The organism is Lysobacter auxotrophicus, assembly GCF_027924565.1.
GTDB classification, from domain to species: domain Bacteria; phylum Pseudomonadota; class Gammaproteobacteria; order Xanthomonadales; family Xanthomonadaceae; genus Lysobacter_J; species Lysobacter_J auxotrophicus.
In genome coordinates this window covers 2,297,279-2,309,490 of sequence record NZ_AP027041.1, presented here as the reverse complement: position 1 = coordinate 2,309,490, position 12,212 = coordinate 2,297,279, and the positions used below count along the sequence as shown (strand labels likewise).

Sequence of the window (12,212 nt, the reverse complement as noted above, 5' to 3'; positions counted from 1 at the left end):
CAGCCCGGTCGGACCGGGTGGAGCAGGCAATGCGCTGGACGATACTCGCGGCATTGGGGGCCGCGGTCTGGTGGGCGGTGGCGATGGGATCGGTCGCGGGCTGACCGCGACCGCGGGACCAAGCGAAAGCTCAGCCTTCCAGATGCTCGCGCACGGCGGCCAGCAGGTCGCGTCGGCGCAGCAGGAAGTCCCAGAGGCTGCCGCCGCACTGGCGCCACAGCACGGCCGAACGCACGGCCGCGAGCAGGATCGCGCGCACTTCCGACACCACCGTCGCCTGCCCGAGGTAGTGCGGGTTGCCCTGCACGAGCACGCGCGGGCGCAGGTGGCTCAGCGTTTCGGCATACAGCGAACCCAGCGCGGCCATGACGTCCGGATGCGTGGGCCCCATCCGCTCGGCGTTCCCGGCCTGCGCGCGGATGCCCGCCTGCACGCGTTGGCCCATGTCGTCGTCGCGCACGAAGCGTCGTTCCAGCTGCATCACGGCGAGCACCAGCCGGGGCAGCTGCTCGTCGCGCTGCGAGCTGCCGAAGTAGTCGCGCAGCAGCGTCAGGCCCGGGCGCAACGCCTCCACGTCGCCGTAGACGGCGGTCGGCGAGGGGGCATCGATGCGGAACACCGATTCCATCGCGGTGGCAAGGATGGCCGCGTTGGCCTGACCGGTGTCCGCCACGCGCCGAACCTGGGCCAGGGCCTGCACGAGGCCGGCGAGGGCGAGGACGCGCGTGGACATCGACGTGTTCTGGGTCATGCAGCTCGAGCCTTCAATCGTTGTTCGAGGGGCGCGTCCGTGGCGGCGATCACCGCGCCGCCCAGGCAGACCTCGCCGTCGTATAGCACCAGGGACTGTCCCGGCGTGACCGCCCGCTGCGCGCGCGCGAATCGCACCGCCAGCGTACCGTCGTCGCGGACCTCGACCTCGCAGGCCTCGTCGGCCTGGCGGTAACGCGTCTGCGCGGTGCATTCCAAGCGCGATGCCGGCGGGCTCCCGGCGATCCAGTGCGCCACTTCCGACCACAGCCTGTGCGACTGCAGCCACAGGCTGTCGGCGCCCTGGTCGACGTACAGCACGTTCTGTGCGACGTCCTTGCCGACGACGTACCACGGCGCGGCTTCGAAACCGCGCACGCCGCCGATGTTCAGGCCTTCGCGCTGCCCCAGCGTGAAATAGAACACCCCCGGATGGCGGCCGATCACGTGGCCGTCGGGCGTGCGCATCTCGCCCTCGCGCGCGGGCAGGTAGCGGCCGAGGAACTCGCGGAAATCGCGTTCGCCGATGAAGCAGATGCCGGTGGAGTCCTTCTTCGCCGCGGTCGGCAACCCGGCGTCCAGCGCCATCTGCCGCACGTCGCGTTTGAGCAGTTCGCCGAGCGGGAACTTCGTCGCCGCCAGTTGCGCCTGTCCGAGCTGGTGCAGGAAATAGCTCTGGTCCTTGCTGCGATCCACCGCTCGCAGCAGCAGGTGGCGATCGCCGCGTCGTTCGACACGCGCGTAATGGCCGGTGGCGATGAACTCCGCGCCCAGCGCGCGTGCCGCGTCGAGGAAGTATTTGAACTTGATCTCGCGATTGCACAGCACGTCGGGGTTCGGCGTGCGGCCGGCGGCGTATTCGGCGAGGAAGTGCTCGAACACGCCCTTCCAGTATTCGCCGGAGAAATCGCGGAAGTGGATCGGAATGCCGAGGCGCCCGCTGACGGCCACCGCATCGCGGCGATCGTCCTCGGCGCGGCAATCGCCCGTCCCGGCCGCTTTCGGCCTCCTGCCTTCAGCGGCACTCGCGCTGTCCTGCGCATCGTCATCGGCCCAGTTCTGCATGAACAACCCGGCGACCGGCTCGCCCTCATCGCGCAGGCGCAGCGCGGCGACGGAGGAATCGACGCCTCCGGACATGCCGACGATGGTGCGCGGTGTGGTGTTCATGCGGCTCGTATCGGGTGGTGTCTGCTCATGCCAGGTGCTGGGTGATTTCCAGCGGATGGCGCTGGCCGCCGAGGAAGTCGGCCGCCACGCGCCACACCAGCGGGCTGCGATGGCGCGAGTGCGCGGCCTGCAGTTCGCTGGGCGTCATCCACAGCGCGCGGACGATGCCTTCATCGAGCGTGCGCGTGGGGTCATGCGCAACCGGTTCGGCCGCGAAGGCGAAGCGCAGGTAATGCCGGCCGCCGCTGCCGTCGGGATTGACCGGCGCCTTCCACTGGTACGCGCCGACGAACGCGGTCAGGCGCACGTCCCAGCCGGTTTCCTCGCGCGTTTCGCGCAGGGCGGCTTCGATCAGCGTCTCGTCCGGTTCCAGGTGACCCGCAGGCTGGTTGAGAACGAGCTGCCCGCCGACGGTTTCCTCGACCATCAGCAAGCGGCCGCCATCGACCACCACGGTGGCGACGGTCACGTCGGGTTGCCAGAAGCGGCCCTGACGGTAGGTCATCAGAACTCGTCCTTGCCGGTCAGTTCCAGCTCCATCTGGTCGGCGGTGCGCAGCACGAAGTCGAGCGCGTCGTCGAGCTGGCGCGGGGTGGCATCGGCGGCCAGCTTCACCACGAACACCGCCATGTCGCCCTGCTTGACCCAGGCGCCGAGCTTGCTCGAATGGCTGTCCTCCAGCAGGCGGTTGGCGACCTGGGCGGGGAACTCGCCGCCCGTGGCGCGATACGCCGGCGCCCAGACCTCGCGTACTTTCATTTCGCCGAAACTTTCCACGGCGGAGATCACGAACGCCAGTTGCGAGCGCCCCTCGTCCATGTCGAAGGCGAGCTTGTAGTCGCCGTCGTCGTCGACCTCGTACTGGTACTTCAGGCTGTCGAGCTGCCGCGCGATGGCAGGATCGGCGGAACGGTCCGTTTCACGCGTGGACGCCGTATCGGCGGCGAGCCCCGGAAGCGGCACGCAAAGCGACACCAGGACGACGGCGAGAGCGTGAAGTCGCATGCAACCTTCCTTGAAGAGAACACGAGGGTAATGGGATGAAGTCCCGCGTTTTGCCGCGTTCTTCATCCCGAATCCGGGCATTGTGCCGGCCGGCGGGCTCGGGCGTCCACGCAGCGCGGCGATCCGCCATCGCCCCCGGCCTATAATCCCGCCATGGCCAAACAGACCGAACACGAGCATCAGCATGGCGTCCTGGTGGAGACGGGGAAGCCGGAAATCGCCCGCCCGCCGCTGTATTCCGTCCTGCTGCTGAACGACGACTACACGCCCATGGACTTCGTCGTCGAGGTTCTCATGCGTTTTTTCGCGATGAACGCCGAAAAGGCGACCCAGATCATGCTCCACGTGCATACCCGTGGCCGTGGCGTCTGCGGCGTTTTCACCCGCGAGGTCGCAGAATCGAAAGTGGCGCAGGTGAACGAATTTTCAAGACTCAACCAACATCCCTTGCTGTGCACGATGGAAAAGGCCTAAAAGTCCTCCTCAGTACGTCCTGAGCGATAAGGGCGGAACCCCGGTCCCGCCGCCGGGTCCCAAGGTCTAGCGAGCATGGAATTCCCCATGCGCGTCCCCATCTAGGACGGCAGTAGCTTTCCGGAGGCTTACGCCACCATGTTCAGCAAGGATCTCGAATACAGCATCGGCCAGTGCTACAAGCGCGCCCGCGAGGCGCGTCACGAGTACATGACGGTCGAACACCTGCTGCTGGCACTGCTCGACAACCCATCGGCCGAAAGCGTGCTCAAGGCGTGCGGCGTGGATTTCCAGCGCCTGCGCACCGACCTGGAGCAGGCCATCGCCACCTCGGTGTCGGTGCTGCCCGAAGACGTCGATCGCGACACGCAGCCGACGCTGGGCTTCCAGCGCGTGTTGCAGCGCGCGGTCTACCACGTGCAGTCCAGCGGCAAGAAGGAAGTGACCGGCGCCAACGTGCTGGTGGCGATCTTCGGCGAAAAGGACAGCCACGCGGTCTACTTCCTCAACCAGCAGGACGTCGCGCGCCTGGACGTCGTCAACTACATCTCGCACGGCATCGCCAAGCACGGCGGCGGCCAGGAGCCGACCCGTTCGCAGGAAGACGGCGAATCGCCGGGCGGCGAAGGCGGCGAGGGCGAAGGCAAGGGCGACGCCCTGGCCGAGTTCGCGGTGAACCTCAACCAGCTCGCGCGCGACGGCAAGATCGACCCGCTGGTCGGCCGCGCGGACGAAGTCGAGCGCACCATCCAGGTGCTCTGCCGCCGTCGCAAGAACAATCCGCTCTACGTCGGCGAAGCCGGCGTGGGCAAGACCGCGATCGCCGAAGGCCTCGCCAAGCGCATCGTCGACGGCGACGTGCCCGACGTGCTCATGGACGCGACCATCTATTCGCTCGACCTCGGGGCGCTGGTCGCCGGCACCAAGTATCGCGGCGACTTCGAGAAGCGCCTGAAGGCCGTGCTGACGCAGCTGAAGAAGCTGCCCGAAGCCGTGCTCTTCATCGACGAGATCCACACCATCATCGGTGCGGGTTCGGCGAGCGGCGGCACGATGGATGCGTCCAACCTGATCAAGCCCGCGCTCGCGTCGGGTGAGCTGCGCTGCATCGGCTCGACCACGTTCCAGGAATACCGCGGCATCTTCGAGAAGGATCGTGCGCTGGCGCGTCGCTTCCAGAAGATCGACATCGTCGAGCCGACGGTGGGCGAAGCGTATGAAATCCTGCAGGGCCTCAAGCCCAAGTACGAAGCGCACCACGGCGTGACCTACGCCGACGACGCGCTGCAGGCGGCCGTGGACCTGTCGGTCAAGCATATCGGCGACCGCCTGCTGCCCGACAAGGCCATCGACGTGATCGACGAGGCCGGCGCCCGCCAGCGCCTGCTCGCCGACGACGTGCGCAAGACGCTGATCGATGTGGAAGAGATCGAGACGATCGTCGCCAAGATGGCGCGCATCCCGACCAAGCAGGTGTCCGCGTCGGACAAGGACGTGCTCAAGAACCTCGAGCGCAACCTGAAGATGGTGATCTTCGGGCAGGACCCGGCGATCGACACGCTGACCTCGGCGATCAAGCTCGCCCGCTCGGGCCTGGGCAATCCGGACAAGCCGATCGGCAACTTCCTGTTCGCCGGCCCGACCGGCGTGGGCAAGACCGAGGTGACCAAGCAGCTCGCACTGCAGTTGGGCATCGAACTGGTCCGCTTCGACATGTCCGAGTACATGGAGCCGCATTCGGTGAGCCGCCTGATCGGCGCGCCTCCGGGTTACGTCGGCTTCGACCAGGGCGGCCTGCTGACGGAGAAGATCGTCAAGACGCCGCACTGCGTGCTGCTGCTGGACGAGGTGGAGAAGGCGCATCCGGACATCTTCAACATCCTGTTGCAGGTCATGGATCGCGGCATCCTCACCGACACCAACGGTCGCGAGGCGAACTTCAAGAACGTGATCCTGGTGATGACGACCAACGCCGGTGCCGCGCAGGCATCGCGCCGTACCATCGGTTTCACCCGTCAGGACCACTCGACCGATGCGATGGAAGTGATCCGCCGCAGCTTCACGCCGGAATTCCGCAACCGCCTGGACGCGGTCGTGCAGTTCCAGCCGCTGGGCTTTGACCACATCCTGCGCGTGGTGGACAAGTTCCTGATCGAGCTGGAAACCCAGCTGCACGAGAAGGACGTCTCGCTGTCGGCGACGCCGACCGCGCGCGACTGGCTGGCATCGCACGGCTTCGATCCGCTGATGGGTGCGCGCCCGATGTCGCGCGTCATCCAGGACAAGATCAAGCGCCCGCTGGCCGACGAGCTGCTGTTCGGCAAGCTGGTCAACGGCGGCAAGGTCAGCATCGACGTCAAGGACGACGAGCTGGTCGTCACCGCGCAGGCCGAGCCGGAGAAGCTCCTGCCCGCGACGGTCTGATCGCCGAATCGTGATCTTAGAAACGCCGGGCGGCGCAAATCGCCCGGCGTTCTCGTTTTCCGGCTCACCCCTTCGCCACCTCGCGAAGGGCGGCCAATGCCTGGTCGACCTGGTCGGGCGTGTTCATGAGTCCGCCCGAAAGCCGCGCATAGCTCACCGCATACGGACTGCTGCTCGCCAGCACCTTGCGGGCCAGCAGGCCGGCGACGATCTGGTCGGGGGTCTTTCCCTTGAGTTCGAAACAGCAGATTCCCGCCGAGAGTGCGGGATCGCGTGGCGTGTGCAGCGTGAGGCCGGGGATGCCGGCCAATCCGTCCTTGATCCGGCCGTTGAGTTCGGCGATCCGGCCGGCAACGCGCGGCCGCTGCAGTTGCCGCTGCAGCTCGAACGCGCTCGCCAGCGCCCAGTGGTGTTCGTAGGCGTGGAAGCCGCCGGGCGTGACGCGCGCTGCGTTGTTTGGTCCGCGCGGCGGGCGGCCGTCCTTCCACGCTTCATAGAGTTCCAGGTCCGAGAAGGACGGGATGGTCGGGCGCAGTCGTGCCCAGTTCTCCGCCGATGCCCACACCAGCCCGGTGCCGCGCGGGCCGAGGATCCACTTGTGCGTGCCGGCGCAGAAGTAATCGGCGCCGAGTTCCGCCGCCGCCGCATCCACGCTGCCGAAGCCATGCACGCCGTCGAGCACGATCCGCACCCGCTGGTCCTCGCTGCGCGTGGCGTTGATCTCCGCCACCGCATCGGCGATCGCCCGGACCGGTGCGCGCAGCCCCGTGCTGGATTGCACCCAGGTGATGCCGAGGATGCGCGTCTTCGGCCCGATGCCGCTGCGTACTGCCGCAACGATGCCGTCGACCGTCGCGTCGGACGATCGCTCGAACAGGCGGATCTTCCGCACGCTCGCGCCATTGCGCTGCGCCGACAGCCGGATCGCCTCGTGGTGGACGACGTGGTCGTGCACGGTGGTGAGGATCTCGTCGCCCGGCTGCAGCTGCAGGCCGTGGTAGACCAGTGCCAGGCCCATCGTGGTGCTGCCGGTCAGCGCGATGTCTTCGGCGCGCCCGCCCAGGTAAGGCGCGGCCGCCTCGCGGACCTTCCCCTCCAGGCTCTGCTCGTCGGTGCCGAACATCCCGTGCTCGACGGTGAGCAGCGGATTGGCGTCGAGGGCGACCCGGAACGCCTCGATCGCCTGGCGGACCGGTTCGGGATGCGAGGCGATATAGAAGCCGGAGAAGTGCAGCCAGGCCGGGTCGAGGCGGAACAGCGCGCGCACCAATTCCCAGTCGTCCAGTCGGGGCATCGGGGGCGTGTTGGCCGCGAGCGCGGCAAGCAGTCCGGTGGGCGCGGCCGCAGTGGCGAACAGCACGCCCTGCGCGGCGAGGAAGGCACGTCGGCTCGGCATGGCGGCACCCTGCGGCGACCGGTAGCCGGTCCTTCGGGACAACGCGATCACGGGCGGCGCGCGGTCACCCGGAAACGAAGAAAGCGGCCAGAGGCCGCTTTCTGTTCAAGCACTTGCCGGGTTTACCTGAAGCGAATTCGCAAGAACGTCACTTCATGCGGTAGGTGATGCGACCCTTGGTCAGGTCGTACGGGGTCATTTCGACCTTCACCTTGTCGCCGGTCAGGATGCGGATGTAGTTCTTCCGCATGCGGCCGGAGATGTGGGCAATGATCTCGTGCCCGTTTTCGAGGCGCACCCGGAACATGGTGTTCGGAAGGGTTTCCGCCACCGTGCCCTCGAATTCGATCACGTCGTCTTTTGCCATGTGCTTCCTGGAATGTGTGTCGTGGCGCCGGTCCGGGAGCGGAGCGGCAACGAAGCCCCGCATTTTGCCATGCCGGTGGCGTTCGTGCAAAAAATCGGTTAAGGATCGGGCGAAGCGGCCTCGTCAGGGGCGATTTACGTCCGCCAGCGCGGTCGCCGGCCAGTCGCCGATGCGATCCGTCCAGGCCCCCACGATACCGGGCTGCGCGGTCAGTTCGGCGACAGCGGCCAGGAATCGCGGCCGCGGCCACAGCTTCGCACCCAGGCTGAGGAGGTGGTCGTTCTCGACCTGCGCATCGATCAGCGGGAAGCCCCATCGCCGCAGATGGAAGGCCAGCGCCGCCAGGGCGACCTTCGACCCGCCCGAGACCGCGCTGAACATGCTCTCGCCGAAGAACATCCGGCCGGCCGCCATGCCGTAGATGCCGCCGACCAGCCGGTCGCCTTCGAACACCTCGAACGAATGCGCATGGCCGAGTTCATGCATGCGCTCGTAGGCGGCGCGCATCTCGGGGGTGATCCAAGTGCCGCGCTGGCCGGGACGGGGGATCTCGGCGCAGGCGCGAATGACCTGCGCGAATGCGGTGTCGGCACGCACGGTCCATGTCGAGCGACGCAGGCCCCGGCGGAACTTCGACCCGAGGCGCACGCCGTCGGTGGCGAACATCGTGCGCGGATCGGGGCTCCACCACAGGATCGGCTGCCCCTGCGAGTACCACGGAAAGATGCCGTGCCGATACGCATTGAGAAGCCGCGCCGGCGTGAGATCGCCGCCGACCGCGAGCAGTCCGTCCGGCTGGCGCAGCGCCCGATCGACGGGCGGGAACGGCGCGTCGGGGTCGGGCGACAGCAGGGCGGGCAGGGTGCTCACGGCGGCGATGATGGCGCATCGTGGCCGGCGTCGGTCGCCTTGAAGGGCGAGTGCGCGCAGAGCGTGCGAGCGTAGGCGCGGATGGATTCGGCTTCCTGCGAGCACCACTCGCGCAGCGCGTCGCGGAACTGCGGGTGCGCGATCCAGTGCCGGCTGCGCACGATCGTCGGCAGGAAACCCCGCGCCAGTTTGTGTTCGCCCTGCGCGCCGGGTTCGAAACGGGTGAGGCCTTCGCGCAGGCAGTACTCGATGCCCTGGTAGTAGCAGGTCTCGAAGTGCAGGCCGGGCACGGTTTCCATCGCGCCCCAGTAGCGGCCGTACAGCGTGTCCCCGCCGCGCAGGCACAGGGCGCCGGCGATCGGCGCCCGGTCGCGCATCGCCAGCATGATGACCAGCGACGTCGGCATCTCGCGCGCGAGGTGCTGCAGGAACTCCAGCGTGATCGCCGGATGGTTGCCGTATTCGGCGAAGGTCTGCAGGTAGAAGTCGTGCATCGCGGAGAGGTCGTCCGCGGTCGCCTGCGTGCCGTCGACGACGCGGAATGCCACGCCCGCACGCGCGACCTTCGCGCGTTCCTGCCGGATGTTCTTCCGGTGCTTGTGGTCGAACGCGGCTAGATAGTCGTCGAACGCGCGCCAGCCGCGGTCATTGCGCCAGTGGTACTGCACGTCGACGCGCGGTAACCAGTCGTCCGGGAAGTCGGCGTCTTCCGCGTCCGTGTGGAAGTTGACGTGCACGGACGACAACTCGTTTCCGGCACACAACGCGGTCATGGTGTCCACTAGCTTGCGGCGACGTTCCGGTGTTTTCGCCAGTAGCCGGGGCCCGGTGACGGGCGAATAGGGCACTGCGCAGAGCCACTTCGGAAAGTAGTCGAGGCCGGCACGTGCGTAAGCGTGCGCCCAGGCGTGGTCGAACACGAACTCGCCGTGCGAGTTGTCCTTCAGGTACGCCGGCGCCGCCGCGATGAGTTCATCGCCCTCCCACAGCGTGAGGTGCTGGGGCCGCCAGCCCCAGCGCTCGCGCAGGCAGCCGTGCGCTTCGAGCCCCAGCAGGAAGGCACGCGCCACGAAGGGGTTGCGTCCGTCGTGCAGCCCGTCCCACTGCGAGGCCGGAACCTGCGCGAGCGAGTCGAGGATGCGGGCGGTCGACATCGGGCTTCGTGACGCGGGCGACGCGGCAAGCCGCGTCACCCTGATGCGTTCCTCAGATTTCCTTGTCGAGGAACTTCTCGGCGTCCAGCGCCGCCATGCAGCCGAAGCCGGCCGAGGTGATCGCCTGGCGATACACCTGGTCGGCGACGTCGCCCGCGGCGAACACGCCCGGCACCGACGTCTGAGTCGCATTGCCGTCCAGTCCCGTCTTGATGACCAGGTAGCCGTTCTTCATTTCCAGCTGGCCTTCGAACAGCGAGGTGTTCGGCGTGTGGCCGATGGCGACGAACAGGCCGTGGATCGCGATGTCGCGCGTGCTGCCGTCCTGCACGGACTTCACGCGAACGCCGGTCACGCCCGCATCGTTGCCGAGCACTTCATCGACCTGGTGGTGCCACACCGGCTCGATCTTGCCGGCCTGGATCTTCGCGAACAGCTTGTCCTGCATGATCTTCTCGGCGCGCAGCGTGTCGCGGCGGTGCACGAGGTAGACCTTGCGCGCGATGTTCGACAGGTACAGCGCTTCCTCCACCGCGGTGTTGCCGCCGCCGATGACCGCGACGTCCTGTTCCTTGTAGAAGAAGCCGTCGCAGGTCGCACAGGCGGACACGCCGCGGCCCTTGAACAGTTCCTCAGACGGCAGGCCGAGGTACTTCGCGGTGGCGCCGGTGGCGATGATCAGCGCATCGCAGGTGTATTCGCCGCTATCGCCGACCAGGCGGAACGGACGCGAGGAGGTGTCCACGGTGTGGACGTGGTCGAACACGACCTCGGTGTCGAAGCGTTCGGCATGCGCCTGCATGCGCGCCATCAGGTCCGGGCCCATCAGGCCGTGCGCGTCGCCCGGCCAGTTGTCGACTTCGGTCGTCGTCATCAGCTGCCCGCCCATCTGCAGGCCGGTGATCACCAGCGGCTTCAGGTTCGCGCGCGCCGCATACACGGCGGCCGTCCAGCCGGCCGGGCCGGAGCCGAGGATGATGACTTTGGAGTGCTTCGATGGGCTCATGGGTATAATTGCGTGCTGTGTGAAGTGCGCTGCGCGCGGTGGGTTCCGCCATACGCAGGCGTGTGCAACGGAACGTAGGAGTCATAGCTTGGCGGCGCGGTCCCCCTAACACAAGGCGCTGAACCGGCCCGGCCGCGTGACGCAATGTTGCACTGCGCCGTGAGGCAGGCGAGGCGACAGACGACAATAGGCACGCGCGCCGCCGATGCGGCGTTTTTTTCGTCACCCCATCCCCCCACGAGCCGCGCACACCGCGCGGCTTTTCAACGATCGAAGGTAAGAGACATGCGGATCGGCGTTCCCAAGGAAACCAAGACCCTCGAAGGGCGCGTCGCGCTCGTTCCGGCCGCGGCCGGCGACCTGGTCAAGCGCGGCCACGAGGTCTGGATCGAAAAGGATGCCGGCATCAAGTCGGGCTTCAAGGACGAGCAGTACACGCAGCTCGGCGTGAAGATCGCGCCCGACGCGGCCGCGCTGTACGAGAAGGGCGAGCTGATCGTGAAGGTGAAGGAGCCGATCGCCGGCGACCTGTCGCACCTGCGCCGCGATCACCTGCTGTTCTGCTACCTGCACCTGGCAGCCGAGCCCAAGCTGACGCGCGAACTGCTCGACATCGGCCTGACCGGCGTCGCGTTCGAGACCGTCGAGCTGCCCAACGGCGACCTGCCGCTGCTGGCGCCGATGTCGGTCATCGCCGGCAAGATCGCCGTGCAGGTCGGCACGCACCTGCTGCACCAGCCGCAGGGCGGCAAGGGCAAGCTGCTGGGCGGCCTGCCGTCGACCGAGCGCGGCAAGGTCGTCGTGTTCGGCGCGGGCAAGGCGGGCAGCGCGTCGGCGCAGCTGGCGGCGGCCGGTGGCTCGAACGTCGTCGTGTTCGAAATGCGCCAGGACCGCATGGACGAAATGATGCGCCTGGGCAACAACGTCACCGCGCTGTACCCGTACGCGGACGTCGTCGCGCGTGAAGTCGCGTCCGCCGACCTCGTCGTCGGCGCGGTGCTGGTCACCGGCGCCAAGGCGCCGCACGTGCTGAACCGCGAAATGCTCAAGGGCATGGAAGCGGGCAGCGTGCTGGTCGACATCTCCATCGACCAGGGCGGCTGCTTCGAGACCTCGCGTCCGACCACCTGGAAGGAGCCGACCTACGCGGAAGAGGGCGTCACCCACTTCTGCGTGACCAACATGCCGGGCGCCGTGCCGCAGACCAGCTCGCAGGCGATCTGCGCGGCGATCCTGCCGTGGGTCAACAAGCTGGCCTCGGGCAGCGAATGGCGCAGCAACCAGGCACTGGTGCGCGGCATCAACGTCGAGGGCGGCAAGATCGTCCATCCGGCGCTGCAGGACATGAAGGTCTAAAGGCCGGGAACCGGGAATCGGGAATCGTCGAGCAACGCTCGGCCAACCGGTTCGCCGCCGACCTACAATCGATAGCCCGGGGCGCTCAGTCGCCCCGGGCTATTATCGTTTTGGGGAAGAGGCATTCGGGACGGGATGGTGGGAGGGACAGCCAAAGCCTGAATGGCCGAGGCCTCGCCGATTCCCGATTCCCCAATCGCGATTCGCGGCTTTTCGCGTATATTCAATAACTAACGATCT

The 12,212-nt window shown here is 67.4% G+C and carries 12 protein-coding genes; 3 read left to right on the top strand and 9 right to left on the bottom strand.

Annotated elements, in window-relative coordinates; translation table 11 throughout:
- Positions 1-130: 130 nt before the first annotated feature.
- From hflD to LA521A_RS10245, 4 genes are read right to left on the bottom strand one after another with little or no spacing between them, the layout of a single operon-like run.
- Positions 131-733 (bottom strand): high frequency lysogenization protein HflD, encoded by a 603-nt coding sequence (gene hflD, locus LA521A_RS10260; RefSeq protein ID WP_281782072.1) that lies wholly within the window; start codon positions 731-733, stop codon positions 131-133.
- A 14-nt stretch (positions 734-747) separates the two neighbouring features.
- Entirely contained in the window at positions 748-1,920 is a 1,173-nt protein-coding gene (mnmA, locus tag LA521A_RS10255) for a tRNA 2-thiouridine(34) synthase MnmA (RefSeq protein WP_281778816.1), read from the bottom strand.
- 25 nt (positions 1,921-1,945) lie between these two features.
- A complete protein-coding gene (locus LA521A_RS10250; protein ID WP_281778815.1) occupies positions 1,946-2,425 on the bottom strand; it encodes an NUDIX hydrolase in 480 nt (159 codons plus the stop codon).
- Positions 2,425-2,925: a YbjN domain-containing protein gene (locus LA521A_RS10245; RefSeq protein WP_281778814.1), complete on the bottom strand. Its 501-nt coding sequence runs from the start codon at positions 2,923-2,925 to the stop codon at positions 2,425-2,427. Before LA521A_RS10245 ends, LA521A_RS10250 begins: the two co-directional genes overlap by 1 nt.
- Before the next feature lie 153 nt (positions 2,926-3,078).
- On the opposite strand from LA521A_RS10245, the gene clpS reads away from it, so the two are divergent.
- Together clpS and clpA are read left to right on the top strand one after the other, a co-directional pair.
- Positions 3,079-3,399 (top strand): ATP-dependent Clp protease adapter ClpS, encoded by a 321-nt coding sequence (gene clpS, locus LA521A_RS10240; protein WP_115841517.1) that lies wholly within the window; start codon positions 3,079-3,081, stop codon positions 3,397-3,399.
- A gap of 138 nt (positions 3,400-3,537) precedes the next feature.
- Positions 3,538-5,823, top strand: coding sequence for an ATP-dependent Clp protease ATP-binding subunit ClpA (gene clpA, locus LA521A_RS10235; RefSeq protein ID WP_281778813.1), 2,286 nt, complete (start codon positions 3,538-3,540; stop codon positions 5,821-5,823).
- A gap of 64 nt (positions 5,824-5,887) precedes the next feature.
- Here the strand turns inward: clpA and LA521A_RS10230 are convergent, their stop codons facing one another.
- From LA521A_RS10230 to trxB, 5 genes are all read right to left on the bottom strand, one after another.
- Positions 5,888-7,219 (bottom strand): aminotransferase class V-fold PLP-dependent enzyme, encoded by a 1,332-nt coding sequence (locus LA521A_RS10230; RefSeq protein WP_281778812.1) that lies wholly within the window; start codon positions 7,217-7,219, stop codon positions 5,888-5,890.
- A 148-nt stretch (positions 7,220-7,367) separates the two neighbouring features.
- Entirely contained in the window at positions 7,368-7,586 is a 219-nt protein-coding gene (gene infA / locus LA521A_RS10225; protein WP_031372296.1) for a translation initiation factor IF-1, read from the bottom strand.
- A 123-nt stretch (positions 7,587-7,709) separates the two neighbouring features.
- Positions 7,710-8,456, bottom strand: coding sequence for a leucyl/phenylalanyl-tRNA--protein transferase (gene aat, locus LA521A_RS10220; RefSeq protein WP_281778811.1), 747 nt, complete (start codon positions 8,454-8,456; stop codon positions 7,710-7,712).
- Positions 8,453-9,610 carry a GNAT family N-acetyltransferase gene (locus LA521A_RS10215; protein ID WP_281778810.1) on the bottom strand — a complete coding sequence of 386 codons (1,158 nt, stop codon included), beginning with the start codon at positions 9,608-9,610 and terminating at the stop codon, positions 8,453-8,455. The genes aat and LA521A_RS10215 overlap by 4 nt, the downstream gene beginning before the upstream one ends.
- 52 nt (positions 9,611-9,662) lie before the next feature.
- The gene (trxB, locus tag LA521A_RS10210; RefSeq protein ID WP_281778809.1) at positions 9,663-10,616 is read right to left on the bottom strand and encodes a thioredoxin-disulfide reductase; all 954 of its coding nucleotides are present in this window, start codon (positions 10,614-10,616) and stop codon (positions 9,663-9,665) included.
- Positions 10,617-10,901: 285 nt separating this feature from the next.
- Between trxB and LA521A_RS10205 the strand changes: the two genes are divergently transcribed.
- Positions 10,902-11,972 (top strand): alanine dehydrogenase, encoded by a 1,071-nt coding sequence (locus LA521A_RS10205; RefSeq protein ID WP_281778808.1) that lies wholly within the window; start codon positions 10,902-10,904, stop codon positions 11,970-11,972.
- Positions 11,973-12,212: the final 240 nt, after the last annotated feature.

Bases quoted from the DNA above. Each gene is read 5' to 3' on its own strand.
- hflD (WP_281782072.1), bottom strand. From the start codon at position 733: ATGTCCACGCGCGTCCTCGCCCTCGCCGGCCTCGTGCAGGCCCTGGCC.
- mnmA (WP_281778816.1), bottom strand. From the start codon at position 1,920: ATGAACACCACACCGCGCACCATCGTCGGCATGTCCGGAGGCGTCGAT.
- LA521A_RS10250 (WP_281778815.1), bottom strand. From the start codon at position 2,425: ATGACCTACCGTCAGGGCCGCTTCTGGCAACCCGACGTGACCGTCGCC.
- LA521A_RS10245 (WP_281778814.1), bottom strand. From the start codon at position 2,925: ATGCGACTTCACGCTCTCGCCGTCGTCCTGGTGTCGCTTTGCGTGCCG.
- clpS (WP_115841517.1), top strand. From the start codon at position 3,079: ATGGCCAAACAGACCGAACACGAGCATCAGCATGGCGTCCTGGTGGAG.
- clpA (WP_281778813.1), top strand. From the start codon at position 3,538: ATGTTCAGCAAGGATCTCGAATACAGCATCGGCCAGTGCTACAAGCGC.
- LA521A_RS10230 (WP_281778812.1), bottom strand. From the start codon at position 7,219: ATGCCGAGCCGACGTGCCTTCCTCGCCGCGCAGGGCGTGCTGTTCGCC.
- infA (WP_031372296.1), bottom strand. From the start codon at position 7,586: ATGGCAAAAGACGACGTGATCGAATTCGAGGGCACGGTGGCGGAAACC.
- LA521A_RS10215 (WP_281778810.1), bottom strand. From the start codon at position 9,610: ATGTCGACCGCCCGCATCCTCGACTCGCTCGCGCAGGTTCCGGCCTCG.
- trxB (WP_281778809.1), bottom strand. From the start codon at position 10,616: ATGAGCCCATCGAAGCACTCCAAAGTCATCATCCTCGGCTCCGGCCCG.
- LA521A_RS10205 (WP_281778808.1), top strand. From the start codon at position 10,902: ATGCGGATCGGCGTTCCCAAGGAAACCAAGACCCTCGAAGGGCGCGTC.